The organism is Halomarina salina (genome assembly GCF_023074835.1).
In the GTDB taxonomy this organism is placed as follows: domain Archaea; phylum Halobacteriota; class Halobacteria; order Halobacteriales; family Haloarculaceae; genus Halomarina; species Halomarina salina.
On sequence record NZ_JALLGW010000001.1, the window covers coordinates 2092267 to 2117669 of the forward strand.

The following is a 25403-nucleotide window of genomic DNA, read 5'->3' on the forward strand; positions in this document are numbered from 1 at the left end:
GGGCGGCGTCCTCAGGCGCTCGTCGTCCCCGCTTCGGTGCCCGAACTGGTCGGTTCGGTCGTCGTGTCGGTTGGTTCTGACGTCGTCGTGTCGGCCGGCTCTGACGTCGTCGCTGTCGGTTGGGCGGTCGTGGGCTCCGGCGTGCTCTCGGTCGGTTCGGTCGTCGTCATCGACTCGGCGCTGGCCGTCGTAATCGGCTCGGACGTCGCCACCGGTTCCTGTGTGGTCGACGCCGTCGGGGTCGGCTCCGCCGTCGTCGGCTCGGGTGTATCGGTCGGTTGCATCGTCGACGGCTCCTGCGTCTCTGTCTGCATCGGTGCGTCCGTCGACGTCGTGGTGCTCGGTGCGGCCGTCGTCGGGAGTGGATTCTGGGTCGGCTCGGGCGTGGGCTCCGGTGTACTCGTCGGCTCAGGCGTCGGTGCTTCGGTTGGCTCGGGCGTAGGTTCCGGTGTCGGCTCGGGCGTGGGTTCCGGCGTCGGCTCTGGTGTGTCCGTGGGCGTGTCGGTCGGTTCGGTCGTCGGCTCGCTCGTCGTCGGTTCGGGCGTGTCGGTCGGTTCTTCGGTCGGCTCCGGCGTCGGCTCTTCCGTCGGGTCCGGGTCGTCGCCCTGGTCCTGGTCAGGGTCGTCGACCGGGTCCGGTTCCTCGGTCGGTTCGCTGGTGGGGTTCGCCGTCGGCTCCGGCGTGTTCACCGGTTCGTCGGTCGGCTCCGGCGTCTCCTGACCGTCGTCGCCGGCGTCGGTCGCCGGTGCGTCCGTCGCTCCGTCGGTCTGGGTGGCCGTCCCCGCTCCGTTCGTCGTCGAGTCGTCGATGGGGCCGACGGTCGGCAGCTCCGTCCCGTTCGTCGCGTTCGACGGGCCGGCGGACTGGTCGTTGATGTCGACGATGCCGCCGAGGAGGCTGAACCCGAAGTACGCGAGCGGGACCACGAGTAGGAGGACGCCGAGTGCTACGACGGCGACGAAGGTGATGTCGTCTGTTTCCATGATCGAAGGCGGGTTACCGCGGCTAGACATTGTCGAGACGCTTAACTTGGCGGCCCTTAACGCCGATATCCAGACTTTCACCGAATAGAGTATGTCTCTGGGCTGTGCCAATCGCGTCCTTCGCTGGGCGATTCGGCGGATGCCGATGTGGTTAAGCATTAATACTCTCGCTATCCGACACACACCACGAACATCTGTGGTGTCTCCAGCGTCCGACCGACCGACAGTCTACATGTATCCTGACTACTCGGAGAGCAACGCCTACCAGCGACACCTGCGCGACGCGATCGGCGAGCGTGGCTACGACGTTCGGATGGTCACTGCCGACACGTCGCTCCCGCTGCTCGACGCGGTCCGCGAACACGGCCGACCGGAGGTGTTCCACATCAACTGGCTCCACCGACACTTCGTCACCGACTCGAAGGTTCTGACCGCACTCCTCGCCCTCCGTCTGCTGTTCGAACTCGTCGTGTTGCGCGCCCTCGGCGTCGAACTCGTCTGGACCGTGCACAACCTCGTCGAACACGGCCGCCGCATGCCGCGACTGGAACTGGGCGTCCGCCGAATCGCGGCACGGCTCTGTGACCGGATCATCGTCCACTGCGAGAGCGCCCGCGAACTCGTCGTCGAGACCTATCGCCTCCCGGAGTCGACGCAGGAGCGCATCGAGGTCATCCCACACGGCCACTACGTCGACAGCTACCCGAACGAGGTCGACCGGGAGACGGCGCGGGACTCACTCGGGTTCGACGACGACCAGACGGTCTACCTCTACTTCGGCCTCATCCGGTCGTACAAGAACGTCCCCAACCTCGTCCGCACGTTCTCCACTCTCGACGCGCCCGACGCCCGCCTGCTGGTCGTCGGCAACCCGATGAGCGACCGACTGGAGAGCGAGGTGCGGACGCTCTGTTCGAAGGACGACCGCATCACCTGCGTGCTGGAGTTCGTCCCCGACGAGGAGATACAGGACTACATGAACGCCGCGGACGCCGTCGTCCTCCCGTTCGAGGAGGTGCTCACTTCGGGAACGGCCATCCTCGCCATGTCGTTCGGCCGCGCGCTCATCGCCCCGCGGGCGGGATGTGTCGCGGAACTCCTCGACGGCGACGACCTGCTCGGCTACCCGCCGAACGACCCCGAGGGACTCCACGAGTCGCTTGTCTCCGCCCTCGACGCCGACCTCGAAGCGCTGGGCGAGTACAACCGCGAACGGGCAGACACGCTCGACTGGGAGGGCATCGCGGACCGGACGGTCCGGGCGTACGCACGCGGCGCGCGGTGACGGAAGGGGGACAGCGTCGTCGCCGGCCTCGATAGGACCCGACTACTCCGGAGTAACCGCCGCATACTCATGGCCGCGCCGCTCACTGTCTCGTACATGGGAAAACGGGTCGCTATCATCGGCACCGGCGCTGATCCAGAGAAGAAAGACCGAACCGGCTTCGCGATGGCGTACCGACACGCGCCGGGGTACCTCCGCCTCGACGACTGTGACCTCGTCGCCTGCGCGGACATCGTCCCCGAGAACGCTCGCGCGTTCGCCGACAACTTCGACATCCCCCAGACGAACGTCTACGAGGACTACGAGGAGATGCTCGCCGAGGAGGACCTCGACATCGTCTCCGTCTGCGTCCCCGCCGCCTTCCACGCGGACATCGTCGTCGGGAGCGCCGAGAGCGGCGAGGTCGACGCCATCCACTGCGAGAAGCCCATGGCGACGACGTGGGCCGACTGCAAGCGCATGGTCGACACCTGCGACCGCCACAACGTCCAGTTGACCATCGACAACCAGCGCCGGTTCGGCACGCCGTTCCGCAAGGCGAAGGAGCTGCTCGACGACGGCGAGATCGGTGATCTCGTCCGCATCGAGTGGTCGGAGGACAACCTGTTCGACGCCGGGGTCCACACGTTCGACCTCTGCCGGTACTACACCGACGACGAACCCGTCGACTGGGTGCTCTCGGGTATCGACTTCAGCGAGGAGAACGTCTGGTTCGGCACGCACAACGAGAACCACGGGCTCTCGCAGTGGAAGTACGACAACGGCGTCTACGGCCTCGCCGCGACCGGCGACGGGATGGACATGGTGGGCTGTTACTTCCGCCTCGTCGGCGAGCGGGGCGTCATCGAACTCGGCGTCGAGGACGGCCCGGCGCTCCGCTACCGCACGGACGGCGGGAAGTGGAAGACGGTGAAGACGACCGACTCCATCCACGGCCCGGCCTACAGCCGCCCGCGCGCCGGTGCCCGACTCGTCGCCCGGCGACTGCCGGTCGTCTCCGACCGCACCTTCGACAAGACGACGTTCTACGAGCGTGCCATCGAGGAGGTCGTGAACGCCCTGGACGAGGGCCGCGAACCCGAGATTTCGGGGGCGAACGCGCTCGCCGGGACCGAACTCGTCTACGCGTCCTGGGAGTCCTCGCGCCGCCGCGGCCGCGTCCAGTTGCCACTCGACATCGACGACAACCCGCTCGTCGAGATGATCGAGGCGCGCAACGACGACGGCGACGACGAAGGAGACGAGGCGAGCGAGGGACAGGACGAGTCGGCCGAAGAGGCCGAAGCGAGCGACTGAGCCCCCCCCCGTCACGCCACTGTTCCACTCGGTCTCGGTCGCTATCGGTCGCAGTGGCTCTCGGAGTTCGAGCTCTCCTGCGCCCGCCTCCTTACTCGGAGTCTCCACGACCGTCTCGGCCCGTTTCTACAGCGACCGCTGCCTCGTCCGTCCCTTCGGTCTCGGTGCCGTTCGTCCCCTGGTCGTCGCTCGTCCCGGTCGGTGGCCGAGCGGGCGACCCCTCGGGTGTCTCGGTCATCATGAACCCTGGGCCAGGGTCTTCACTGGGTGAGGGGTCGAACGTCCCGAGGACGCTCAGCGCGCCGAAGAGGACGAGGACCAGTACCACCAGTGCGCCGATTGCGAGCACCGCGACGAACGCCGTGTCGCTGGTGTCCATGGCGTTCGCCCGCGACGGGGGTCGGTCGCTTAGTTACCCGAGGCTGAAGCGTCCGAGGTGCTGAACGACTCCTGCGCAGAAGCGTGTAGGCTGCCGATTCCGTCGCCGACTCAGACGCCGCGACCCTGCAGCTTCTCCTCCTCGGGCATCGTCTCGTTGGCCTGCCCCTTCATGCCCCGGCCGATGCCCTTCGCGATGTCCTTCAGCGTCTCGGGGTCGTCGTAGTTGTTGACCGCCTCGACGACGGCAGTGCCCATCGCCTCGGGGTCCTCCGCGCCGAAGATACCCGACCCCACGAAGATGCCGTCACAGCCCAGTTGCATCATGAGCGCCGCGTCGGCGGGCGTGGCGATGCCACCGGCCGCGAAGTTGACGACCGGCAGGCGACCGCGCTCGGCGGTCTCGTGGACGAGGTCACGGGGTGCCTCGTTCTTCCGCGCCCACTCGTCGCGCTCCTCGTAGTTCATCCCCGAGAGCTGTCGGATGGAGCGCTTGATGGTGCGCTGGTGGGTGACGGCCTGGTTGACGTCGCCCGTCCCCGCCTCGCCCTTGGTGCGAATCATCGCCGCGCCCTCGTTGATGCGTCGGAGCGCCTCGCCGAGATTGCGCGCGCCACAGACGAACGGTGCGGTGAACCCGCGCTTGTCGATGTGGTAGCGCTCGTCGGCCGTCGTCAGCACCTCGCTCTCGTCGACCATGTCCGCGCCCGTGGCTTCGAGAATCTGTGCCTCGACGGTGTGGCCGATGCGCGCCTTCCCCATCACGGGAATCGAGACCTCGTCGATGATGCCCTCCAGCAGGCTGGGGTCGGCCATCCGGGCGACGCCGCCGCGCTTGCGGATGTCGGCGGGCACCGCTTCGAGGCTCATCACGGCGACCGCACCGCAGTCCTCGGCGATGCGCGCCTGTTCTCGCGTCACCACGTCCATGATGACGCCGCCCTTCTGCATCTTCGCGAAGCCGCGCTTGACGAGGTCGGTCCCTCGCTTCAGGTCCTCGATGTCGGTCGCCTCGCTCATACGAATCGTCGGGACGGGACGCACTTAACCCGTGTCCTTCGCCCGTCGGACCGCCCGACGGGACCGACCAGCAGGGTTTTGCACGCCCCCAACTACGCCGACGTATGACCGCCGCCGACTCGTCGGGCGACCACTCCTCGACCGCGGTCGAGCAGTTCCTCGCGTTCGTGCGTGACGGCTCTCTCCCCCCGAGCGACGACCTGCCGCGCTACCTCGCTCCCCTCCCGAAACTCCTCGAAGACGTCGGCTTCCGGTTCGTCTGGCTGGTCGTCGTCGTCAACCTCGCGGGCACCGCGTTCGGCTTCTACTACTACTCCGGGCAGTTCGCCGCGACGCCCGTCGAACTCTGGCCGTTCGTCCCCGACTCGCCGATGGGGACGCTGTTCATCGCGCTCGCCCTCGGTCTCTGGGCGATGGACCGCCCGAACGAGTACGCCAACGCGTTCGCGCTGTTCGGCTGTATCAAACTCGGCGCGTGGACGCCGTACGTCCTGCTCGCGTTCTTCCCGGCGTGGGACTACCTCTGGTGGCCGATGTACAACTTCCTGTTCTGGAGTCACTGCGCGATGGTCGTCCAGGCGTTCGTCCTCCACCGCATCGCCGACTTCCCCGTCAGGGCGGTGGCGCTGGCGACGGCCTGGTACACCGTCGACCTCACGTTCGACTACTTCTACAACCCGGTCGGCGTCCTCACCCACACCACCATCCCGGTCTTCCGGTACGAACCGTGGTTCCTCAGCGACGCCGTCACGAACCTCCAGATAGCCGCGGCGGGTGCCGTCGTCCTCACCATCGTCCCGCTGTTCGTCGCGCTGGCGACCCGCGTGAAGAAACTGGAGTTGCGGCTGGCAGAGCAGTGACTGCGGGCCTGGTGCTCCCGCGAGCGAACGCAGTGAGCGAGGGGAAGCTCGCTGGACGAGTACAGCGAGTCCAGCGTTGGACTGAACGGGCGAGCGCGCTACGGGAAGCACGACGAAGCAAGCACTGGAGCGAACGCAGTGAGCGAAGGGCGCAGCGAGTCGCGCGACCGTAGCGCGGGAGGGCGTTCGAGGCAGCAGAAAGACTGTCGGGACCAGCGGCAGGATGGCCGACCTCGTCGACTCACTCTAGCGCTTCGGGGTCGCCGTCGGCGTGCGAGCGGACCCACAGCTCGCCGATTCTGGAGAGTCGCGTCCGGTAGGACTTCCCCTGTTCCTCCTGCTCGATGTACCCCTTCCCGCCCGGTCCCAGTCTGTCGACGTTGTAGATGACCTTCGAGCGGAACGAGTCGCTGTACTCCTCGCCCAGGTCGCGAGCGAGGGTCTGCGCCAACTCGGACACCGACGCGAACTCGCCGTGGTCGCCGAGCGTGAACATGATGAGTTCCTCGAACGGCTTGACGTTGGAGAACGAGGCGACGGGCAACTCGACGACGTGGCTCCCCTCCACCTCCTTCGCGCCGATGGTCGTCCCGCGTTCGTCGAACTCCGCGAGCAGTTCGCGGGCGTCGTCGAGCCACCCGGTGATGCGTTCCTCGTCGACCGAGGAGTCCCGGACCTCGCTCAGGAGGTCCAGACCGAGCCGTAGCTCCTCGGCTAGTTCCGTCTCCAGGTACTTCTCGGGGACCGTGTAGTAGGTGCGGATGCGCTCGCGGTCGCCCTGTCGCTCGACCATGATGGAGTGGGCGGCGGTGGCGAACGCGAACGAGACGGTTCTGGGCATCGAGGAGACGTTCACCCACACCTCGCCGTCCTCGCGTTCCTCGCGGTCGAGTTCGGCGTTGATGAGGCCGTACGCCTGCTCGAACGCCGTGTCGTAGTCGTAGACGTCCTCGACGACGAACCGCTCGGTCTCAGCGCCCAGGAGGTTCTCGAAGTCCTTCTCCAGTTTGGTGGCGAGGTGCCGCGAGTACTCGACGTTGGCCTCGCTGCCCACCGCGCCTTCGAGGAGGATGACGCGGTCCACGTCGAGTTGATCTCTGACGAGCGGGGCGATGAGCCGGTCGTAATCGAACCCGACCGGGACGATGTGGGTCTGCATACGTGGTATGGCGCGAGACTGGGTAAAAAGACCGGCTGTCGCGGTGCTCGACGTATCCCCGTTCGACTCGACTCGCGGTCCTGCAATCGAAGTCAGCGCCTCGCGATGCGTGGCGACAGCGCGTACTCGACGTGCCCCGCACCGTCGGCCACCTCGAACGAGAGCGACAGCGGAATCTCCGTTCCCAGTTCCAGCGACACCTCGCTCCCGCCCGGAATGGGGCGGTCCAGCGCCCGGAGGTAGTCCACGGAGTAGAGCGACTCCGCTTCGCACGCGTCGATGTCGACCAGGTCCTCGCCCGACAGTCGGTGTCGCACGTCGTCCGTGTCGCCCTCCGCGGTCACGACGAACGCTTCCCCCTCTTCCTCGACGCCGACGGTGGCGTGGTTCGACACCATGTCCGCCGCGCGAATCGACCGCGAGAGCGCCTCGGCTTCGAGCACGACCGACGCCTCGTACTCGAAGTCGAGTTCGTCGAGGTCCGGCGGCGAGCGAATCGCGTCGGGGTCGACGAGCGCCATCGAGTAGTCGAGTCCGGCGACGGCGACGTCGAGGCGTCGGGTTTCGGGGTCGAGCGCCAGCGACACCGGGTCGTCGCCGCTCGCCATCGAGAGCACGTCGTCGAGTCGCTCCAGCGGGACGCCGAGCGTCCGCTCCTCCACGTCGAACGTGTCGAAGGCGGCCGTGTCGAGGTCCAGCGACACCGACGCCACCGTCGCGGGGTCCATCGCGGCGACGTGGAGCCCCTCCTCGTCGAACTGCACACGACATTCGTCGACCAGCGCACCGAGCACGTCGACGGCGGTTCGGAGCGTCGCCGCCGGCGCGACGACGTGAAGAGGGGACTCGTCGGGTCGTGTCTCGTGGGTGGACTCCTCGTGGGTAGCTTCTGCCATTGGCCTGACCGATTCGTTCTCGACCCGACCAATAAGCGTTCTGTAGCGATACTAGTAGGTACTCCGAAACGCAGTATCATTATACGTGCTTAGCGAATAAGATAACTCGATACGAATTATGGTTGGCGACGAAAGCACGACCGACGACGCGAGAGGGCGCGGAATCCTCACGGCTGCGGACCGGGCGTACCTGCGCGGCGAGGCCGACCTGTCGAGCGTGCAGTCCGAGCGCAACACCCGCGCGCGCATCCGGGACCGCACCTACGACGCGATGCTGGACTTCGAGTTGCTGGTCGAACGGCTCTCCGAGCGCGACCGGAAACTCGTGTTCGAGAAGCGCTTCGGCGAGATGGAGGGCGCCGACGCGTTCGACGCGCTGGTGTCCGCGATGGCGTTCTGCTACCGCGCCGTGGGCGACACGAACACGGAGTTCGAGGCGGTGCTCCGCGAGGCAATCAACGTCGCCGAGGCGAGCGACGAGCGTGCGGCGAGCGTCGACCTCGACCTGACGTATCACTCGCTGACCGTGCCGGAACTGCGGCGCAAACTCGACCGGGGGGAGTCGCTGTCGCTGACCGAACTCTCCTTCCTCCAGTCGAGCGACGAGGTGAGCCTGCGCGAACTCGCGCGGTACTTTGACGACGTGGCGGACGCTCGTCGTGGGATTGACGATGGGCGTATTCAGTCGAAGGTGACCGAGTTCTAGGTGGATTGTTGTCCTTCGCTCCGACTGCTCTCACTGGACGTGCTGAGACTTCGAAAGGCCTCGGTCGGTACGGTCACCTGACTCGCTGCGCGTGGTTCGAGACGGCTCCGCCGTCTCGTCATTGCCGGACTGCGTCCGGCAAGCAGTCGGAAACCAACGGTTTCCGACGACATCACGAGAGAGCGAAGCTCTCTCGAACGACTTCGCTCGCTGGCGCTCGCTCCAGTGCTTGCTTCCTCACGCGGGCGTACCGACCTCGCCCACGTGAGACTCACTCCGTTCGTCTCACTGGCTCTCGTTCGCTCGCTACCACTCGCTCACGAGAACTTCCATTCCACCGAGGACCGCACCGCGCCTACCCGACTCCGTCGGCCGCGCACGAGAGCGCGGCCAGCCGTTTCGGTTGCGGTGGCCGGGAGCGCATCCCGAGCCCAAGCGAGGGTGCGCGACTCGGGGAAGGGCAGGGCTGCCCTCGGTGGACTGAAAGGGAGAGGGCGCTCGTCGCCGCCCCGACGAAGCAAGCACTGGAGCGAACGAAGTGAGCGAGGAGCGCAGCGAGTCGCGGCGGTACGAGCGCCCGAGGGCTTTCGAGTCGTTATCGTTCCAGGGACAGCCAGCGAGGGCTTTCGAGGTATTCGCCACTCCCCTCACTCCTGCGCGGGCGTTCGAGGTCCTTGCACTGGGTACTCGGACGTCTACAGTTCCACCAGCCAACCCACCTAGACTGACAAACCCTTTAGCCGAAACCGCCCGAGACGCGCCCATGGAGAGTCTCAACCGGATGGCGCTGGAGCTCGTCGACGAGGCCATCGAGTTCGCCGACGAACTCGCCGTCGACGCCTACGAACTCGACAACGGCGCGACGGTCGTCGACTTCGGTATCGACACGCTGGGGGGCGTCGAGGCGGGCCTGCTGCTCGCCGAGATACAGTCGTCCGGCCTCGCGACGATGTCCGCGCGGATGGACGAGCTGGCGGGTGCGCCCCGGACGTACGTCGACGTCTCGACCGACCACCCCGCGCTCGCCCTCCTCTGCTCGCAGAAGGCGGGCTGGGAGGTGTCCGTCGAGGACTACGAGGCGCTCGGGAGCGGCCCGGCCCGAGCGCTCGTCGCCGAAGAGGAGGAGTTCCAGCGGGTGGGCTACGCCGACGCCTTCGAGTTCGCCATCCTCGCGCTGGAGACCGACGAACACCCGACCGAAGCGGTCGCCGAACACGTCGCGGAAATGTGCGACGTGGACCCCGGCAGCGTCTTCCTGCCCGTCGCGCCCACGGCGAGCATCGCGGGGAGCGTCGCCACCGCCGCACGCGCCGGGGAACTGGCGACCTTCCGCCTCTCGGAACTGGGCTACGACCCGATGGACGTACTCTCCGTCACGGCGAGCGCACCCGTTGCCCCCGTCGCCGAGGACGAGCGGGTCGCGCTCGCCCGGACGAACGACGCGCTGGCGTACGGCGGGCGCGCCCACGTCGTCTGTGACGCCGGGTTCGACCGGTTCGACGAGGTGGCCTCGACGGCCGCCGAGGAGTACGGCGAGTCGTTCTCGCAGGTGTTCGAGCGCGTCGACTGGGACTTCTACGACGTCCCGACGAGCGTGTTCGCGCCAGCGCAGGTCACCGTCGACGTGGTCGGCGGCGAGGCGTCGAGCTACGGCGGGACCGACGAGGACCTGCTCGCCGACGCGTTCGGCCTGTGACCGACGATGAGTGACGCGTCCCCGACGGGGTGCCGGCGATGAGGTTCAAGGTCGTCCCCGAGCCACGCTCCGTCTCGTTCCTCCGGGAGGCGACGCTGGCCCTGCCGCTCGTCCCCGGTAGCGAGGACGACTGCTGTGCGCGACTCATGGCCGACGCGGACGTCGCTTCGCGCGATGCCGCCAAGGAGTGGCTCACGTTCCTCCGGGCGCTGGGGCTGGTCGCCGAGAGCGGCGGGAAGTACTACCAGACGCGCTCGGACCCGAGCGACGCCGACCTCGCGCGGGCGTTCCGCGAGCGCGTCCACCCGGTCGAGGACCTGCTGGCGGTGCTCGACGCGGCTCACGAAGAAGAGGAGACGCCACTCTCGAGCGGCGAGGCGTACGAGCGCGTCCGCGAACGCGTCCCGCAGTGGGAGCGCTCGCACCGCACCGACTGGGAGGACGTGTGGCGGACGCGTATCGACCGCGCGCTGGACTGGGCGGTGACGTTCGGCCTCGCTGCGGAGGTGGACGAGGGCTACCGACCGGCGGACGACGCGGAAGGCGACCCCCGATGAGCGAGGAGAGCGACGACCGGCCCCCGTCGGAGACGGCACACACCAGGCCGCCAGGGACGCTCGGCGACAAGGGCACGCCGATTCGTGCGGTGTTGTTCGACCTCGACGGGACGCTCTGTCGGTACCGGCGCTCGCCGGGCGAGGTGCTCGACGTGGCGTTCGAGCGCGAGGGGCTCGACCCGCTGTTCACGGTGGCGGCGTACGTCGACGCGTTCGACCGGTTCGCCGACGAGGCCGACGGGATGGCCGACCTCCGGGAACGCTGTTTCGCCACGCTCGCCGAGGAGCGAGGCCACGACCCCGCAGTCGGGCGGTCGCTCGCGCGAACGTTCGCCGACGAACGCGACCAGCGCGACGTCGTGGCCCTGCCGGGCGCACACGATCTGCTCGACGGCCTCGCCGGCCGGTATCGTATCGGCGTCGTCACCAACGGTCCGCGGGACGCACAGCTCGCGAAACTCGACGGCCTCGGTCGCCGCGACGCGTTCGACGTGGTGGTCTGTGCTGGCGACGAGACGCCGCCGAAGCCAGACCCGGAACCGTTCGAGCGAGCGGTCGCGACGCTGGGCGTCAGTGCAGCCGAGGCGGCGTTCGTCGGCGACTCGCCGACGACGGACGTCGCGGGCGCGAACGCTGCGGGGCTCGTCTCGGTACTCGTCGGCGACCGCGAGGACCCGGAGTGCGCTCCCGACGTTCGACTCGCGGCACTCGACGACTTCGACGGCCTCCTCCCGGAACGCGGGTCGGGGTGAGCGCTCGGTGGAGACGGGTAGTGCTGTCTCCGGTGTTCCGCCGCGGTTCAGAATCTGAGGCGCGGGTCAGAGGGTGAGTATAACGGCGTTCTCTCCCAGCGTGGGACATGGTACAGAAGCTACGGTACATCGACCTCAGTGCGCGTGGTGAGAACGGTCGACGGGGTGTCCAGCCTCGACGGGACCGATGAACAGCCGCGACGACGAGCAGTCGGGAGACGGCCCAGGGATACCCCTCGACACCGTCTTCGACCTCCTCGCGGTCCGCGAACGTCGGGCCATGCTGTACTACCTGGCCGACCACGGCTCCGTCCCGTTCGACGAACTCGCGGCGGCCGTCGCCGGCCGGGACGCCGACGGTGAGACTCACTCCCGCGTCGCGGTGGCACAGAGCCACGTCCACCTCCCGCGGTGTGTCGACGCTGGCGTGGTCACGATCGACGACGAGACAGAGGAGGCCGCCTACACCGGGACGCCGTCGCTCACCGCGTGGCTGGACTGGGCACGCGGCCGGGACAGTCCGACGTACGCCTCGGACGTGAGCGGGACGCGGGCCGTCGAGTCCGGCGGTGAGCCCCGGTGAGGCGGCCCCAGAGGACGGACCGTTCCGCGTCAGACCGCCCGGCCGCCGATGCCGGACGTCCCCAGCGAGAGCGTCCCGACGACCATGAGCGCCACGGACATCAGGCCGATGAGCACCTGTAGCGGCGTCACCAGCGGGACGAACGCGAGGAGGGCGACGAGGAGCGCACCGACGACGATGAGCAGCGCACCTCCCCGTACCTTCTGCCGTTCGCTCAACGAGCGGTCGTACTCGCGGATCTTTCGGCCGACTGTGGACATAGGTAGTGGTAGGACTCGCTGAACCATAAATCGCTCCGAGTGACACGACTTGCCGTGACAGACTGGCCGGGTCAGCGTTCGCCCGGCGCGACGTCGGTGACGGTACCGACGCCCTTCGACTGTCCCTCGCGGAAGACGAACCGCTGGCCCTCCTCGACGTGGTACGGCCGGAACTTGAAGCGGACGCGCGTCTTCCCGGTGTCGCCGGGGAGCAGGTGTCCGCCCTCCGGCGAGAACTCCGCCGCCTCGCTCACCGTCTCGACGTGGACGACCGGTTCGTACCCCGACTGGATGCGCGTCGGGTGGTTGAGCACCATCACCTCCGCCTCGAACTCGCGGACGGCGGTCGGGTCGGCGTCCCGCGGCAGGAGGACCATCCCGCGTTCGACCTCCTCTTCACGGACCCCTTTCAGCGCCACGCCGACGATGCGACCCGCCTTCGCCTCGTCGACGCGGTGGTAGTGCATCTCGATACTCCGCACTTCGACCTCGCGGAACGAACCGTCGGCCATCGGCCCGAGCAGGAGTTCGTCGCCCGCGCTCACCGTCCCGGTCCGGACCGTCCCGGAGGCGACCGCGCCGACGCCAGCGACCTTGTACGTGCGGTCGATGTACATCGAGAACTCGCCCGCGCCCTCGGCGGTCTTCGGCAGGCGCTCGAACAGTTCGTCGAGCACCTGCAGCCCCTCCATCGTCACGGCGCTGGTCGAGAGGATGGGGACGACCTGCTCGCTGATCTCCTCGATGGCCGTCTCGACGCCGTAGCGGTCGATGCGGAGCGGCGTCCGGTCGGCGTTGCGCAGCAGCTGTTCGACCTCGCGCTCGACCTCCGCCAGTCGCTCGGCGCTCACCATGTCGGCCTTCGTGATGGCGACGATGGTCGGCAGGTCCGTCGCCAGCAGGATGCCGAGGTGCTCGCGGGTCGTCTTCGTCGGGCCGTCGTCGGCCGCGACGACGAGCAACCCGTAGTCGAGCTTCTGTCCGACCAGTCCTCGGATGGTCGTCCGGAGCCACGGTTCGTGGCCGACCGTGTCGACGAACGACACGAGTCGGTCGGCCTCCTCGACGATGCGCGCCCGGTCGGTCTTGCGGTGGGGGTTGTCCATCCGGACCGGGTCGCCGTCGTCGAAGCCGTAGACGCCGTAGGAGAGGTCCGCGGACAGTCCCCGCTCGACCTCGTGGGGCTGGACGTCGAGGAAGCCGCGCGTCCCGCCCTCGCCGTCGTCCGCCTGCCCGGTCACCAGCGACCCGACGAGCGTCGACTTCCCGTGGTCGACGTGGCCCGCCGTGCCGACGACGATGTGCTCGTCGTCCACGTCCAGCATCGCCCCCTCGCGGATGGAGGCGACGCCGACGATGCCGTTGCCGCCCTCGGTGCCCGACTCGTCGGGGACGCCCCAGGTCTGGACCTCGTCGATGTGTGCGCCGGCCTCCTCGGCCAGCAGCGAGAGGACGTCCATCGTCTCGGAGAACTCGTCGGGGCTGATGCCGGCGAGGCCGCCGTCGTCGGTGACGCCGACGACGTACGTCGCCTCCCCGTCGCCGGAGAGGACGCGGTGACGCAGTTGCGCTGCGAGGCTCTCCAGCCGTCCGTCCGCGAGGTGGAGGGCGCGCGTGAGTCGTTCCTTGAACTCCACGCTGCCCCCCTCCTCCTCGCCGCGTTCGAGCGCTCGCTCCAACACGGCCCGGTCAGGGCTCATCGGTGGTGAGTAGTCCGTCACCCGTGAAAAGGCTTCCCGCGGGTGTGTATGTTTGTCACGGCACGGCTCGGTGCTACGGAGCGGAGTCGGAGTCGCGGACCGGCGCCGGGGCGGTCGGGTCGTCCTCGCGCGACGGTTCGGTGTCCGTCGTGCTGGCGAGGTAGATTCCGAGCGCCATGACGCTCCCCCCGACGAGGAGCGGCAGTCCGACGCGTTCGCCGAGGACGAGCGCACCGAGCGCCACGCCGACGGCGGGTTGTGCGAAGAAGAAGACGGCGACGGTGCCCGCGCCGACGTACTCCATCCCCTTGTACCAGAGATACCACGCCGCGGCGGTGCCGAACACGCCGAGGTAGCCGACGGCGGCGACGAGCCGGGGTGTCACGGGCACGTCGAACGCACCCGGCTGGGCGAGGAACTCCCCCAGCGCGAACACGCAGAACAGCGGGAGAGAGGTCAGCGTGGCGTACGTCGCGGCCTCCAGCGCGGAGTAGCGCCTGACGAGCGGCTTCCCGTACACCGTGTACACCGCGAACGTGACGCCCGCGACGACGAGCATCCCCGACCCGAGGAGACTCCCCCCGGTGTCCAGCCCCGACCGCCCGACGACGAGCACGACCGTCCCGGTGGTCGCGAGCGCCATCCCGAGCGCTCCGCGCCGGGAGAGCGCCTCGTCGAAGGCGACGACCGCCAGCACGAGCGTGAACACGGGTGTCAAGATGGTCACGAGCGACCCCTGCCCCGCGCTGGTCAGCGCCGTCCCGACGTACTGCGTGGCGATGGAGACGGCGACCCACGCACCGAGGACGGCGAACGAGCGCCACTCGGCGCGTGAGAACGAACGACGCGGCTTCGTCGCCCGGACAACCGCGAGCAGGACGGCACCTCCGAGGACCATCCGACACAGCGCGAGCGTCAGCGGCGGGACCGTCTCGAACCCCCACGCGCTGACGACGTACGTCAGTCCCCAGAGCACCGCCGCGCCGAGTGGTGCGAGGGCGGCGAGGCGGCTCCCACCGTTCACGCTGGCCACCCCTCACGTCGAATGCCCACCGCGTCGACCTCCACTGTACCGACGTTCTTCACGCCGAGCGAATCGCGTCCAGTGCTTCGAGGAACCCGTCGGCGTACGACGCCTCGGTCGTGTGGTCGGCGGCCAGTTTCGCCGTCTCGTCGGCGTTGGCGACGGCGTAGGCGTCGCCGACGAGTTCGAACGCCGCGGCGTCGTTCTCCGAGTCCCCGACCATGGCGAACTCGTCGACAGAGCGGTCGAGACGGCGACAGACCGCCTCCAGCCCCGCGCCCTTGTCGACGCCGCGACTCGTCACGTGGTAGGCGTAGCCGGTGTCGAACACGTGCATCCCCTCGGCGGCCGCGAGTTCCTTCAGCGGCTCCAGTGGCTGGTCGAGGCTGACGGCGAGTTCCGTCTCGCGCCAGCGGTTCGTCAGGTCCACCTCGCCCCACCCGGGTTCGTAGCCCTGCTCGCGGTACCGTGTGACGACGCGCTGGGCGGCCTCCCGGTCGCCGACGAACGTCAACTGGTCGTCGTCGACGAGGTACGCCGCGCCGCCGTTCTCGGCGACGACGCGGGTCGGGATGCCGACGAACGAACAGAGCGCGACCGGGTAGGGCAGGGCCTTGCCGGTCGCGACGACGACCGGTTCCGGCCACTCCCGGAGCGGCGTCATGACGCGGGGGTCGACGGCCCCCTCGCCGTCGGTCAGCGTGCCGTCGATGTCGACGGCCAGCGGTGGAGTCATGGTGGCGATGGACGCGCCGGGAGAATCAAGCCACCGCTTGGCGAAGGTTGGGTATGCAGCCTCCCGTCCGACCGGTACGGGTCGCGCCCGACACGTACCTCGTCGACGCCATGCTGTTCGACACGCCCGGTGCCCTGTCGGCGTACGTCCTCGACGCGGACAGGCCGGTGCTCGTCGACGCAGGCACCGCCGACCGGACCGACCGCCTCCTCGGTGCTCTCGACGCACTCACCATCGACCCGGCGGATATCGAAGCGATTCTCGTCAGCCACGTCCACCTCGACCACGCCGGTGGGGCGGGCGAGCTCGCCCGTCGCTGCGAGAACGCGACCGTCTACGTCCACGAACGCGGGTACGACTACGTCACCGACGCCGCGAACCTCGACTACCTCCGCGCGAGCGTCGACGAGGTGACGGGGATGGACGACCCCTACGGCGTCCCCGAGGTGGTGCCCGAGGACCGGACGGTCGCCGTCTCCGGCGGCGAGACGCTGGACCTGGGTGACCACACGCTCCGACTCGTCGACGCGCCGGGTCACGCACCCCACCACTACGCCGTCTTCGACGAGACCACTCGCGCGCTGTTCACCATCGACAGCACGGGCACCCACGTCGACGGCCGGCTCTACCCCTCGACGCCACCGCCGTTCGACCTGGACGCGAACCTCGCGACCTGCGACCGACTCCGGGACCTCGACCCGTCGGTGAACCTCTACGGTCACTTCGGGCCGGGCGGTGACGACCCCGTCTCGGAACTCGACGCGTACGCGGCGCTCCTCCCGGAGTGGGTCGAACTGGTCGGCGACCTCGCGGCCGAGCGCGGCGAGGACGTCGGCGCCATCGTCGACGCGCTCGACGAGCGCTGGCGCTCGCCGACGACCGAACGCGACGTCGCAGGGGTGCTGGCGAACCGGTAGGTCGTCGGTCGGTGTCACCGAACGCGCTCCTCGGTCGTGGTCCAGTCAGAAGTGGGAAGGAAGGTGGAAGTGTTCCCGACACGCTCACGGGCGAGCATGCCTCAGCCACGCGAGGTCCGCACTCGGCCACGGGCGACCTCGCGTTCCGTCGCGTGGCCTCGGACGAGCCAACGAACAGGACCGATTTGAATCTTCCGTGAACGTGTGTAGTGTCGGGACCGACAGACTGTGCCAGAACGCCGACAACGTCACTCCGAGAGGCGTTCGTACGCCGCGGTGACGCGCTTGAACTCCTCCTCGTCCCCGCCGCGGTCCGGGTGCGTCTCCTTCACCCGTTCGCGGTAGGCCCGTCTGACCGCCGACTGGTCGGCCGACGGGTCCAGGTCGAGGATACCGTACGCCTCCCGCGGGGTCGGTCCGGGGTCTGGCTCCGGCGGTCTGCGCTGGCGGCGACGCCGCTGGTCACCGGCCCGACGTTCCTGCCCGGTCGCGCGTCGGCGTCGCCCCCGGCCGCTCGCGGTCCGGCTTCGAGCGTCGCGCGGCCCCGCCCCGAACCCGCCCCGGCCACCGTCTGCCTCCGCCGTCTCTCGTCTCGTCCGCCGGGTTCTGCCGCGGTCGTCGATGCGTGCGCGTCGCTCCACGCTGGCGTACACTCGCTCGACGAGTCGTCCGGACGCCTGGTACCACATCAGGTACGCGACGACCCCGAACGGCACCGCCAGCAGCAGCGCTAGCGGTTCGAGCAGGACGGCGAACAGGGTGAGGAGGACGGCCATCCCGCCGAACGTGGCCGCGAGCGCCGACACCAGTTCGGGGCGTGAGCGGTTCACGACTCGACTAACGGCCGCGCGGGCCTAAACCCCTCGGCGGTGCAGGCCGTACGGTTATCCCGCGCCAGTGGCTACCCGACGAGTATGAGTGTCTCCGGCCTGTGTGAACTCTGTTCGACGAACGAGATCGTCGACGGCTGTGACCGCTGTGGCCGACTCGCCTGCGAGGTCCACTACGACAGGGAGACCGGCCTCTGTACCGACTGCCTGAAGGAGTCGGGCGGGACGCCGGACGACGAACCAGAGCGCCAACCGGACGGTCCGGACGGCGTGGATACCTACCAGTTCTGAAGCCGGACTCCCCGAAATCGAACGACTCGGCGACAGTAGCGGCGGTGTAGCGACCGACGCTCGCCTCCGTCCTAATCTATTAGGTGGAACCATGAGGTGAGAACCCCGTGTTCTCTCGGACGAAGCAGGCGGGGTCAATTCCGTTCGTGGGCACGATATGGAAGGCTTACCTGCCTGCTTCTTTCCTCACGCCGCTACGACCCGTGAGCGGGCGCGCCGAGGGGCGTTCGACGCTCCCGGCCGTTCACCGGTGACGGTTGAGTCGCTTCTTGAGCCGTTTCGCCGCCTGTCCGGCCGCCTTGTCGAAGGTCTCTCCCTCGCCCGCGAAGATGATGCCGCGCGACGAGTTGACCAGACCGACGCCGTCCGCGAGGCCGAACTCGGCGGCCGCCTCCGCGTCGCCGCCCTGCGCACCCACACCGGGGACGAGGAACGGGAGGTCCGGGACGAGTTCGCGGACGCGTTCGAGTTCCTCGGGCGTCGTCGCGCCGACGACGAGGCCGACGTTCCCGTGGACGTTCCACTCGTTGGCACGCTGGGCGACGTACTCGTAGAGGCGCTTGTCCGTGCCGACCTCGAGGTTCTGGAAGTCCGACCCACCGGGGTTGGAGGTGCGACAGAGGACGAACACGCCCTTCTCCTCGCGCGAGAGGAACGGTTCGAGCGCGTCTCTGCCGAGGTACGGGTTGACCGTAATCGCGTCCACGTAGTCGAGGAGGTTCGCGTACTGACGCGCCGTGTTGCCGATGTCGGCGCGCTTCGCGTCGAGCAGGACGGGGACGTCCTTCCCCTCGGCGTAGGCGACCGTCTCCCGGAGCGACCGCCAGCCGTCGCTGTCCTCGTAGAACGCCGCGTTGGGTTTGTAACACGCGGCGTGTTCGTGGGTCGCGTCGATGATGCGTCGGTTGAACGCCCAGCGCGGCAGGTCGTGGTCGCGCAGGTGGTCGGGCAGTCGCTTCGGGTCGGGGTCGAGGCCGACGCTCACGACGCTGTCGACGGCGTCGATGCGCTCGCCGAGTCGCTCGAAGAAGCTCATTGCCGGGCGTGGCGCGCCCACCGAATAGAGTGTTACTATCCGAAATAGCTACGTTCGTGAGAATCGTTCTCGAAGCCATGTCCTCCCCGCCGCAGTCACCCTCGTACCGTGACGACCGGTACGCTGGCTACGGCGCCGGTCTCGTGGTGTTCGGTCTCGCGGTCGTCGCGGCCGTATTCTCCCGGACCGCGACCGGAGCGTACGCGACGCTCGCCGGGCGGTTCGTCGGTCTCATCGTCCTCGGCAGCGTCGGTGTGTTCGCGGTGGCTGCCGGGTCGGAATCGTCTCCCGTCCATCGGCGCGTCGTTTCGGACACTCGCGGTCGTCGGTTGCTCCTGAAGACGGGCGGGTTGGCCCTCTGGACACCGGCGCTGACGTCGCTCGCGACGGTCGTCTCCGGCGGGGTGGCGACCGACCTCTCCTCCTCGGTGCATGTCGGTGCGGTGGGCCTCGGTCTCCTCGGACTGGCGGTCTGCTGGCGTGCGCTCGACGCGGTCCTCGACCGGGCACGCGACGGTCGCACGGGCCGGTGAACCGTCGAACCACCGACTGGTCGGGTTACGGGGAGTTTTAACCGCTCGCGCCCCAAGTCAGGGGCGATGGATGACGGTGTGACGGTCGCGGTCGACCCGCACGTGCACTCGGCCGCGTCCTACGACGGCCACGACCCCGTCGACCTGTTGCTCGAACAGGCCGCAGCGGTCGGACTGGACGGTATCGTCGTCACCGACCACGACACCATCGAGGCGTCACTGCGCGCCGCCGACATCGCAGACGACTACGGGTTAGTGGGCATCCCCGGCGTGGAGGTGTCGACCGCTCAGGGCCACCTGCTGGCCATCGGCGTCGAGGACTGTCCGCCGCCGCGTCGCTCGCTCGACGAGACGGTCGACATCGTCCGGGACATGGGTGGCGTCGCCGTCGTCCCGCACCCCTTCCAGCGCACCCGACACGGCGTCCGTCGTCGGTTCATCGACGACTGTGACGGCCTCGAGGTGTACAACTCGTGGGTGTTCACGGGCTACCGCAACCGCCGCGCACGCCGGTTCGCGAGCGAGAAGGGCTACACGCCGGTCGCCGCCAGCGACGCCCACGTCGCACCCTTCATCGGGCGAGCGTACACCGAACTCGCCGTCGAGGACGTCGACTCGCCCGCGGAGGTGGACCAGGAGGACGTCCTCGACGCGCTGGACGAGGGGGCGACGGCGACGACGGGTCGGCGGCAGCCGCTCCACCGGAGCGCCTCCCACTACCTGTCCGGGGCGGCCCGGAAGGCGGGCTACGCGCTTCGACAGCGACTTCCGGGGATCGGCTCGGTCCCTACCCCGGCCGACTCCTCGTAGAGCGGAGCCGTTCACGCGAGTTCGGTCGCCGTCGCTGGGTCCGACGCGCCGACCTGCCCTCCCGGCTTATAAGTATAGCCCGCTTTCCTATCCTGAACGGCAGTATAGGGGACAGTCATGGGAAGAGAGGTGTCCGTGGCCATCGACCCGCACGTCCATTCGGAGGGGTCGTACGACGGACACGAGCCGGTCGAGCGGCTCCTCGAACGCGCGGTCGAGGTCGGACTGGACGGCATCGTCGTCACCGACCACGACACCATCGAGGAGTCGCTGCGTGCTGCCGATCTCGCCGCCGACTACGGGTTAGTGGGGATTCCGGGTGTGGAGGTGTCGACCGCCCAGGGCCACCTGCTGGCCATCGGCGTCGAGCAGCGTCCCCCGCCCGGCGACCCGTTCGACGAGACTGTCGAACGGGTCCGAGAACTGGGCGGCGTCGCCGTCGTCCCCCACCCGTTCCAGCGCACCCGACACGGCGTCGGGAAGCGGTCGGTCGGCGACTGCGACGCGGTCGAGGTGTACAACGCGTGGGTGTTCACGGGCTACCGCAACCGTCGTGCCCGTCGGTTCGCGGACGCGAACGGCTACCCCGGCGTCGCCGCGAGCGACGCCCACTCGGCGGCGTACGTCGGCCGAGCGTACACCGAACTGCTGCTCGACGTGGACTCGCTGGACGACCTCACCGCAGAGCGCATCGTCGACGAACTCGCTGCCGGGAGCGCCACCATCGAGGGTCGCCGCCAGCCGCTCTGGCGGAGCGCGAGCCACTACGCCTCGTGTACGGGCCGACGAGCACGCGGGGTCGACCCGCGACGACCGTCGCTCCGCACGCTCGGAGCGGTCGCCGGCGGTGCGGTCGTGGGGAGCGTCGCGCGCGCTGGCGTCGCGCAGTTCCGCTCGTAACTCGGGGGTCTCCGACCCAGCGCGCGCGGGTCCAGTCGTCGCTCAGTCCAGTTCGCGCCGTCCGTACGCGCCCTCCCGTTCGAGTTCGCCACGCTGGCGGAGCACCGGTGGCGTCCGGCACATCCCCGGCGCGCCGGCCGCCTGCGGGACGATGCAGTTGTTGCAGTCCGCACAGAGCGCCTCGCTCTCGGCGTCGGCGAGCAGTCGCGCCGGCAGTTCCGGTTCGGCGTAGAACGGCCGACCGAGACCGACCGCGTCGCAGGCCGCCGTCGCCACGTCGTCGCCGAGCAGTCGGTCTATCTGTGGGCGCTCCCTGATACCGCCCTCACAGAGGACGGGGACGTCGACGCGCTCGCTGACCCGACGACAGAGGTCGGCGTTCCAGCCGCGAGCGGGCGGATTCCGGGCCGCCTCGACGCGCGTCGCGGCCGCGACGGCGCGGGCGCGCCAGCGACTCCCGAACGCCGCCGCGTAGCCGGACTGGAACTGGCCGGCCGACCAGCCGCGTGCCGGGTACTGGCCACGGATGAGGCTCATGTCCCAGAACGTCGAGCCGTGGACCGGGGCGAGCGCGTCGTAACCGTACTCCGCCAGTCGGACCGCGAGGTCCACCGCGTCGTCTGCAGAGAGGCCCGTGCGGACGAACGGCGGTCGCTCCTCCTCGGTCGGGACCTTGGTGAACAGCGGGACGTCGCCGGCCCGTTCTCGTATCTCGTCGTGGACGAGTTCGAGGAACCGGCCGCCGTCGTCGAACTCGTCGTCCCGGTCGTTGTAGTACGGCGAGCAGAACTGCTGGACGATACCCATGTTGGCGCTCGAGAGGTGGATTCCGTCGTAGCCCACCTCGACGGCGCGCCGTGCCGCGCGCCCGAAGTCCGCCGCGAGGTCGTACACCTCCGCGGTCGTCAGGACGTGCGGGTCGTACGAGAGAAAGCCAGTCCGCGCGGCGGCGCGGAGGTGGACCGGAGGCAGCGAGACGGCGAGTTGCTGGAGGTCGGGATGGGCAGCACGGTACTCCCGGTGCCACGTCTCCAGACTGCGGAGGCCGCCGTGGTCGAGCTGGACGACGATTCGACCGTCGTGGTCGTGGACGGCGTCGACGACGGGTCGCAGGCGCTCGGCCTTCGCGTCGGTGTCGATGCGGGTCATGTTCGGCGCGACGGCCCCGCCCTCGCCGCGGACGAGCGTCGCTCCCTGGAAGACCAGTCCTGCTCCGGCGCGGGCGGCGGGTTCGAGTTCGTCCGCGAGGTGCTCGCCCGCGTCCGCACCGTCGCCCGCGCACTCCAGCAGCGGCGCGCGATAGAGGCGGTTCGGGAGGGTCAGCCCACCTACGTCGAGCGGTTCGCCGAGCGTCGCGGTCATCGACGGAGCGTGGCGACGACTGGAGAAAAGCCTGCGGACTACGCGGTAGGGTCGCCCCAATCCGCGGACTACGTGTCCTCGCCGTCGAGTCCGTCGAGCGCCGCCGTCACGACCCGGAGCACGCGCTTCACGTCGGCTCCGTCCTCGACGAACACGAGGACCCGCGGCGGGTCGACGGCCTTCGGTCGCACTCGCAGGTCGGCGTCCTGCGCGGCCCCGGGGACCGCGTCGAGGCCTGCGCGGAACTCGACGCGCGCCCGGTCGTCGTGGGCGTACACGTCCGCGAGACGGACTGTTCCCCCCTGTTCGTCGTCATCTCCGGCTAGCCCGCTGGCGACGACGCCGTACGCTCGCTCCCCGAACTCGTCGGGGTCGAGCGATTCGGCGTCCTGCACGTCGACCAGTTCGAGGTTGGCCAGCGGGCCGTCGGAGCGGGCGACGAGTTCGCTGGCGAGGAGCTGGGCGAGTCGGACGCCGGAGGCGGTGCGGTCTGACTCCTCGCTTCCTCCTGCACCGTCGCCGTCGCGCTGGTCGGTCACGACGAGAGGTCCGCCCGCGCTCGTTCGGCGTGAGCGGCCACGTCGACGCCGTTCTTGTGGGCGTAGAGGACGGCCGCGGCCTCGATGGTGACGCCCGCCTCGGACTGGAGGGCGTTGATGGCGGCGACGGCCTCCTGCTTCTCGGTCCCCGCGTCGACGAGGGCGTCGAGGATGCGCTGGAACGTCGAGCGCTCCTGGATGATGGACTCGTCGGGTCGGAACCCCTCCGGGATGGGTTCGTCGTCGGGGTCGAACTCGACGGCGAGGTCGCCGTCGTCGCGGGCGACGAGGCCCTCGCTGACGGCCACGTCGATGAGCCGCTTCGCCTGGTCGGGGGAGAACCAGTCGCGGTCGAGACTCAGCGCGACGACGAACTCGCTCTCGGCGACCCGCTCCCGGCCCTTCGCGCGGAACGGCGCGGCCACCGCTTTCCGGAGACTCATCGACGGATGGGCGGCCCCGGAGGGCTAAAGCCCTGCGGACCGGCACGGCCCCGCATCGAAGCCTTTAGGTCCGTCTCGGGGCTGGTTCACCGTATGAAATTCCAAGGGCGCTCGGAGAAGAAGCGAACCGGGGGACGACGACGACCCATCCGCAAGAAGCGCAAACACCAGCTCGGTCGGCAGGCGACCGAGACGCGCGTCGGCGAACCGAAGCTGAAGGCCGTCGAGTCGTGGGGCGGCAACACGAAGACCCGCGCCATCCAGACCGACTCCGCGAACGTCGCCACGGACGACGGCGTCGTGCAGGCGACCATCGAGACGGTCGCCGAGAACGGCGCGAACCCGAACTACGCACGCCGGAACATCATCACGCGCGGCGCGCTCATCGAGACGTCCGAGGGGACCGCCCGCGTCACCTCCCGCCCCGGTCAGGACGGGCAGGTCAACGCCGTCCTCGAAGAGTAACCACGCTGGCAGCTCGTTTCTCCCGTACTCGCAGCCGTGAGCGGCAGCGACGTCGCTCGGCGACTGGAGCGAACGTTGAGAACTGGTCGAGAACTGGTGAGGTGACCGGAGCAGTTACGGTTTCGGTGCGGCCTTCTGCAGCGCCGTCTCGGCGATGTTGCCGCCGTAGTCGGAGGCCCGTGAGAGTGAGTCGACGACCAGACCCAGTAGCTGGGCCTGCTGTGGGTCGAGTTCGCGGACGCGGTTGTCGACCTCGCGGGAGTAGTCGTCGATGTCGTCGACCTCCCGACGAGCGGCGTTCGCGTTGCGGTTGGCGACCTCGCTCTCCTCTTCGAGCAGCGCGTCCATCGACGTCTCGATGACCTCGTTGGCACGGGAGAGCAGCTCTTCGAGCCCGTTGGCGGCCTCCTCCGGAATCTCGTCGAGGTCGAGTGCGAGTTCGGCGATCTTCGTCGCGTGGTCGGCGACGCGCTCTAGCTGTCGCGCGCTGGTGTGGTAGTCGAAACAGACCTCGCGACCGAGACCGACCTCCGTGGCGGTCGAGGGGTCCCGGAGCACGCCACGGAACACCCGCGAGGTCATGTACCAGAGGCGGTCGACGTCGTCGTCTCGCTCGATGACGTCGCTTGCGAGGTCGTCGTCGTCCTCGACGAGCGCCGTGATGGAGTCGGTGAGCATCGACAGGGCGACCAGCCGCATCCGCGTGATGGCGTTGACGATGGAGAGCTCCGAGGAGTCGAGCAGGTCCTGCAGGATGACCGTCTCGCCCGTCTCGCCGATGACCTCCAGGCCGACGAGGCGCTGGGCGGCCTCGCGGATGGCCCGGCGCTGGCTGGCGGTGACACGCGACGTCTCCAGATTGATGATGTCGAAGCCGCTGACGTACATCGTCACGACGGCGCGCATCAGCTGCTCGCCTTCGAGTTCGGTGATGTCCAGCGTCCCTTCGGTGCGGTCCTCCTCGCCCTGCGGGGTCAGCAACAGCGCGTCCTCCTCCGGATAGAACTCGACGACGCTCCCGGCGCTGATACCGTTGTCCGTCGCCCACGTCTTCGGCAGCGATACGGTGTACGTCGACCCGCCGGTCACCTGCACCTTCCGGGTTTCCATACTGGTGGTTCTCCCGTCCTACCATATAAATCGAACTATCTCTATATACATCGCGTGAGCACCACGGTCCACGCTCGTCTTCTCCCGAAGCTACGTGACACCGGTGCAATTTTTGGAATCTTCCGACCGCCGTTCGAGGACTCCCGGTTCGGACTCCCTGGAGCCGGTGTGCGGCTGCTTGTTAGTTATATATAGCTATAGTGTGATAGAAATTCGCATAGTGTTGGCAGGGGACAGCTATTTTAGCATCGACCGTCAACGGGCGTCCATGAAGCA

At 68.7% G+C, this 25403-nt stretch carries 29 protein-coding genes; 14 read left to right on the plus strand and 15 right to left on the minus strand.

Features of this window, described 5'->3' with window-relative positions:
• Positions 1-11: 11 nt before the first annotated feature.
• On the minus strand, positions 12-983 hold the full coding sequence (locus tag MX571_RS10635) for a hypothetical protein (protein WP_247416420.1): 972 nt from the start codon (positions 981-983) through the stop codon (positions 12-14).
• 232 nt (positions 984-1215) lie between these two features.
• Between MX571_RS10635 and MX571_RS10640 the strand changes: the two genes are divergently transcribed.
• Together MX571_RS10640 and MX571_RS10645 are read left to right on the plus strand one after the other, a co-directional pair.
• Entirely contained in the window at positions 1216-2268 is a 1053-nt protein-coding gene (locus MX571_RS10640; protein WP_247416422.1) for a glycosyltransferase, read from the plus strand.
• Between the two features lie 96 nt (positions 2269-2364).
• A complete protein-coding gene (locus tag MX571_RS10645; RefSeq protein WP_247416424.1) occupies positions 2365-3564 on the plus strand; it encodes a Gfo/Idh/MocA family protein in 1200 nt (399 codons plus the stop codon).
• Between the two features lie 91 nt (positions 3565-3655).
• On the opposite strand, the gene MX571_RS10650 is transcribed toward MX571_RS10645, so the two are convergent.
• The gene (locus MX571_RS10650; RefSeq protein ID WP_247416426.1) at positions 3656-3943 is read right to left on the minus strand and encodes a hypothetical protein; all 288 of its coding nucleotides are present in this window, start codon (positions 3941-3943) and stop codon (positions 3656-3658) included.
• A gap of 110 nt (positions 3944-4053) precedes the next feature.
• Positions 4054-4962, minus strand: a complete 909-nt coding sequence (pdxS, locus tag MX571_RS10655; protein ID WP_247416427.1) for a pyridoxal 5'-phosphate synthase lyase subunit PdxS — start codon at positions 4960-4962, stop codon at positions 4054-4056.
• Positions 4963-5066: 104 nt separating this feature from the next.
• Here pdxS and MX571_RS10660 point away from each other — a divergent pair, with 104 nt between their 5' ends.
• Positions 5067-5822 (plus strand): DUF1405 domain-containing protein, encoded by a 756-nt coding sequence (locus tag MX571_RS10660; protein WP_247416429.1) that lies wholly within the window; start codon positions 5067-5069, stop codon positions 5820-5822.
• A gap of 241 nt (positions 5823-6063) precedes the next feature.
• On the opposite strand, the gene MX571_RS10665 is transcribed toward MX571_RS10660, so the two are convergent.
• Both MX571_RS10665 and MX571_RS10670 read right to left on the minus strand, forming a co-directional pair.
• Positions 6064-6981 carry an HFX_2341 family transcriptional regulator gene (locus MX571_RS10665; protein ID WP_247416431.1) on the minus strand — a complete coding sequence of 306 codons (918 nt, stop codon included), beginning with the start codon at positions 6979-6981 and terminating at the stop codon, positions 6064-6066.
• A gap of 92 nt (positions 6982-7073) precedes the next feature.
• A complete protein-coding gene (locus MX571_RS10670; RefSeq protein WP_247416433.1) occupies positions 7074-7877 on the minus strand; it encodes a DNA polymerase sliding clamp in 804 nt (267 codons plus the stop codon).
• 118 nt (positions 7878-7995) lie between these two features.
• Between MX571_RS10670 and MX571_RS10675 the strand changes: the two genes are divergently transcribed.
• From MX571_RS10675 to MX571_RS10695, 5 genes are all read left to right on the plus strand, one after another.
• Positions 7996-8583, plus strand: a complete 588-nt coding sequence (locus MX571_RS10675) for a DUF8102 family protein (protein ID WP_247416436.1) — start codon at positions 7996-7998, stop codon at positions 8581-8583.
• Between the two features lie 763 nt (positions 8584-9346).
• Positions 9347-10279, plus strand: a complete 933-nt coding sequence (gene mch / locus MX571_RS10680; protein ID WP_247416439.1) for a methenyltetrahydromethanopterin cyclohydrolase — start codon at positions 9347-9349, stop codon at positions 10277-10279.
• A 38-nt stretch (positions 10280-10317) separates the two neighbouring features.
• The gene (locus tag MX571_RS10685) at positions 10318-10836 is read left to right on the plus strand and encodes a double winged helix-containing putative transcriptional regulator (RefSeq protein WP_247416442.1); all 519 of its coding nucleotides are present in this window, start codon (positions 10318-10320) and stop codon (positions 10834-10836) included.
• Positions 10833-11588, plus strand: a complete 756-nt coding sequence (locus tag MX571_RS10690; protein WP_247416446.1) for an HAD family hydrolase — start codon at positions 10833-10835, stop codon at positions 11586-11588. The genes MX571_RS10685 and MX571_RS10690 overlap by 4 nt, the downstream gene beginning before the upstream one ends.
• 187 nt (positions 11589-11775) lie before the next feature.
• Positions 11776-12171, plus strand: a complete 396-nt coding sequence (locus MX571_RS10695) for a DUF7344 domain-containing protein (RefSeq protein WP_247416449.1) — start codon at positions 11776-11778, stop codon at positions 12169-12171.
• Positions 12172-12200: 29 nt separating this feature from the next.
• Here MX571_RS10695 and MX571_RS10700 read toward each other — a convergent pair whose 3' ends face one another.
• From MX571_RS10700 to MX571_RS10715, 4 genes are all read right to left on the minus strand, one after another.
• Entirely contained in the window at positions 12201-12431 is a 231-nt protein-coding gene (locus tag MX571_RS10700; RefSeq protein WP_247416452.1) for a hypothetical protein, read from the minus strand.
• 71 nt (positions 12432-12502) lie between these two features.
• Positions 12503-14131 carry a GTPBP1 family GTP-binding protein gene (locus tag MX571_RS10705; RefSeq protein ID WP_247416454.1) on the minus strand — a complete coding sequence of 543 codons (1629 nt, stop codon included), beginning with the start codon at positions 14129-14131 and terminating at the stop codon, positions 12503-12505.
• Positions 14132-14204: 73 nt separating this feature from the next.
• Positions 14205-15155 carry a DMT family transporter gene (locus MX571_RS22700; protein WP_247416456.1) on the minus strand — a complete coding sequence of 317 codons (951 nt, stop codon included), beginning with the start codon at positions 15153-15155 and terminating at the stop codon, positions 14205-14207.
• Between the two features lie 58 nt (positions 15156-15213).
• A complete protein-coding gene (locus MX571_RS10715; RefSeq protein WP_247418468.1) occupies positions 15214-15900 on the minus strand; it encodes a phosphoglycolate phosphatase in 687 nt (228 codons plus the stop codon).
• A gap of 44 nt (positions 15901-15944) precedes the next feature.
• Between MX571_RS10715 and MX571_RS10720 the strand changes: the two genes are divergently transcribed.
• Positions 15945-16808: an MBL fold metallo-hydrolase gene (locus MX571_RS10720; RefSeq protein WP_247416458.1), complete on the plus strand. Its 864-nt coding sequence runs from the start codon at positions 15945-15947 to the stop codon at positions 16806-16808.
• 248 nt (positions 16809-17056) lie between these two features.
• On the opposite strand, the gene MX571_RS10725 is transcribed toward MX571_RS10720, so the two are convergent.
• Positions 17057-17638, minus strand: coding sequence for a J domain-containing protein (locus MX571_RS10725; protein ID WP_247416462.1), 582 nt, complete (start codon positions 17636-17638; stop codon positions 17057-17059).
• A gap of 84 nt (positions 17639-17722) precedes the next feature.
• Here MX571_RS10725 and MX571_RS10730 point away from each other — a divergent pair, with 84 nt between their 5' ends.
• Entirely contained in the window at positions 17723-17929 is a 207-nt protein-coding gene (locus tag MX571_RS10730; RefSeq protein ID WP_247416465.1) for a hypothetical protein, read from the plus strand.
• Positions 17930-18173: 244 nt separating this feature from the next.
• On the opposite strand, the gene pyrF is transcribed toward MX571_RS10730, so the two are convergent.
• Entirely contained in the window at positions 18174-18965 is a 792-nt protein-coding gene (gene pyrF / locus MX571_RS10735) for an orotidine-5'-phosphate decarboxylase (protein WP_247416468.1), read from the minus strand.
• A 77-nt stretch (positions 18966-19042) separates the two neighbouring features.
• Between pyrF and MX571_RS10740 the strand changes: the two genes are divergently transcribed.
• The 3 genes from MX571_RS10740 to MX571_RS10750 all read left to right on the plus strand — a co-directional run bounded on the left by MX571_RS10740 (position 19043) and on the right by MX571_RS10750 (position 21208).
• Positions 19043-19498, plus strand: coding sequence for a hypothetical protein (locus MX571_RS10740; protein WP_247416472.1), 456 nt, complete (start codon positions 19043-19045; stop codon positions 19496-19498).
• A 66-nt stretch (positions 19499-19564) separates the two neighbouring features.
• Positions 19565-20308, plus strand: a complete 744-nt coding sequence (locus MX571_RS10745; RefSeq protein WP_247416474.1) for a PHP-associated domain-containing protein — start codon at positions 19565-19567, stop codon at positions 20306-20308.
• Between the two features lie 117 nt (positions 20309-20425).
• Positions 20426-21208 carry a PHP domain-containing protein gene (locus MX571_RS10750; RefSeq protein WP_247416477.1) on the plus strand — a complete coding sequence of 261 codons (783 nt, stop codon included), beginning with the start codon at positions 20426-20428 and terminating at the stop codon, positions 21206-21208.
• 42 nt (positions 21209-21250) lie between these two features.
• Here MX571_RS10750 and MX571_RS10755 read toward each other — a convergent pair whose 3' ends face one another.
• The 3 genes from MX571_RS10755 to MX571_RS10765 form a co-directional block, all read right to left on the minus strand.
• Positions 21251-22570, minus strand: coding sequence for an oxidoreductase (locus MX571_RS10755; protein ID WP_247416479.1), 1320 nt, complete (start codon positions 22568-22570; stop codon positions 21251-21253).
• 68 nt (positions 22571-22638) lie between these two features.
• Positions 22639-23109, minus strand: coding sequence for a DUF7993 family protein (locus MX571_RS10760; protein ID WP_247416481.1), 471 nt, complete (start codon positions 23107-23109; stop codon positions 22639-22641).
• Entirely contained in the window at positions 23106-23552 is a 447-nt protein-coding gene (locus MX571_RS10765) for a DUF2240 family protein (protein WP_247416483.1), read from the minus strand. The genes MX571_RS10760 and MX571_RS10765 overlap by 4 nt, the downstream gene beginning before the upstream one ends.
• 93 nt (positions 23553-23645) lie before the next feature.
• Here MX571_RS10765 and MX571_RS10770 point away from each other — a divergent pair, with 93 nt between their 5' ends.
• A complete protein-coding gene (locus MX571_RS10770) occupies positions 23646-24017 on the plus strand; it encodes a 30S ribosomal protein S8e (RefSeq protein ID WP_247416486.1) in 372 nt (123 codons plus the stop codon).
• Positions 24018-24131: 114 nt separating this feature from the next.
• On the opposite strand, the gene MX571_RS10775 is transcribed toward MX571_RS10770, so the two are convergent.
• Complete coding sequence (locus MX571_RS10775) at positions 24132-25127, minus strand: phosphate signaling complex PhoU family protein (protein WP_247416488.1); 996 nt, start codon at positions 25125-25127, stop codon at positions 24132-24134.
• Positions 25128-25403 lie beyond the last annotated feature (276 nt).

Bases quoted from the DNA above. Each gene is read 5' to 3' on its own strand.
- MX571_RS10750 (WP_247416477.1), top strand. From the start codon at position 20,426: ATGGGAAGAGAGGTGTCCGTGGCCATCGACCCGCACGTCCATTCGGAG.
- MX571_RS10650 (WP_247416426.1), bottom strand. From the start codon at position 3,943: ATGGACACCAGCGACACGGCGTTCGTCGCGGTGCTCGCAATCGGCGCA.
- MX571_RS10670 (WP_247416433.1), bottom strand. From the start codon at position 7,877: ATGGCAGAAGCTACCCACGAGGAGTCCACCCACGAGACACGACCCGAC.
- MX571_RS10755 (WP_247416479.1), bottom strand. From the start codon at position 22,570: ATGACCGCGACGCTCGGCGAACCGCTCGACGTAGGTGGGCTGACCCTC.
- MX571_RS10740 (WP_247416472.1), top strand. From the start codon at position 19,043: ATGTCCTCCCCGCCGCAGTCACCCTCGTACCGTGACGACCGGTACGCT.
- MX571_RS10705 (WP_247416454.1), bottom strand. From the start codon at position 14,131: ATGAGCCCTGACCGGGCCGTGTTGGAGCGAGCGCTCGAACGCGGCGAG.
- MX571_RS10675 (WP_247416436.1), top strand. From the start codon at position 7,996: ATGGTTGGCGACGAAAGCACGACCGACGACGCGAGAGGGCGCGGAATC.
- MX571_RS10640 (WP_247416422.1), top strand. From the start codon at position 1,216: ATGTATCCTGACTACTCGGAGAGCAACGCCTACCAGCGACACCTGCGC.
- MX571_RS10660 (WP_247416429.1), top strand. From the start codon at position 5,067: ATGACCGCCGCCGACTCGTCGGGCGACCACTCCTCGACCGCGGTCGAG.
- mch (WP_247416439.1), top strand. From the start codon at position 9,347: ATGGAGAGTCTCAACCGGATGGCGCTGGAGCTCGTCGACGAGGCCATC.
- pdxS (WP_247416427.1), bottom strand. From the start codon at position 4,962: ATGAGCGAGGCGACCGACATCGAGGACCTGAAGCGAGGGACCGACCTC.
- MX571_RS10695 (WP_247416449.1), top strand. From the start codon at position 11,776: ATGAACAGCCGCGACGACGAGCAGTCGGGAGACGGCCCAGGGATACCC.
- MX571_RS10700 (WP_247416452.1), bottom strand. From the start codon at position 12,431: ATGTCCACAGTCGGCCGAAAGATCCGCGAGTACGACCGCTCGTTGAGC.
- MX571_RS10685 (WP_247416442.1), top strand. From the start codon at position 10,318: ATGAGGTTCAAGGTCGTCCCCGAGCCACGCTCCGTCTCGTTCCTCCGG.
- MX571_RS10690 (WP_247416446.1), top strand. From the start codon at position 10,833: ATGAGCGAGGAGAGCGACGACCGGCCCCCGTCGGAGACGGCACACACC.
- MX571_RS10770 (WP_247416486.1), top strand. From the start codon at position 23,646: ATGAAATTCCAAGGGCGCTCGGAGAAGAAGCGAACCGGGGGACGACGA.
- MX571_RS10775 (WP_247416488.1), bottom strand. From the start codon at position 25,127: ATGGAAACCCGGAAGGTGCAGGTGACCGGCGGGTCGACGTACACCGTA.
- MX571_RS10765 (WP_247416483.1), bottom strand. From the start codon at position 23,552: ATGAGTCTCCGGAAAGCGGTGGCCGCGCCGTTCCGCGCGAAGGGCCGG.
- MX571_RS10730 (WP_247416465.1), top strand. From the start codon at position 17,723: ATGAGTGTCTCCGGCCTGTGTGAACTCTGTTCGACGAACGAGATCGTC.
- MX571_RS10720 (WP_247416458.1), top strand. From the start codon at position 15,945: ATGCAGCCTCCCGTCCGACCGGTACGGGTCGCGCCCGACACGTACCTC.
- MX571_RS10665 (WP_247416431.1), bottom strand. From the start codon at position 6,981: ATGCAGACCCACATCGTCCCGGTCGGGTTCGATTACGACCGGCTCATC.
- pyrF (WP_247416468.1), bottom strand. From the start codon at position 18,965: ATGAGCTTCTTCGAGCGACTCGGCGAGCGCATCGACGCCGTCGACAGC.
- MX571_RS10645 (WP_247416424.1), top strand. From the start codon at position 2,365: ATGGGAAAACGGGTCGCTATCATCGGCACCGGCGCTGATCCAGAGAAG.
- MX571_RS10635 (WP_247416420.1), bottom strand. From the start codon at position 983: ATGGAAACAGACGACATCACCTTCGTCGCCGTCGTAGCACTCGGCGTC.
- MX571_RS10745 (WP_247416474.1), top strand. From the start codon at position 19,565: ATGGATGACGGTGTGACGGTCGCGGTCGACCCGCACGTGCACTCGGCC.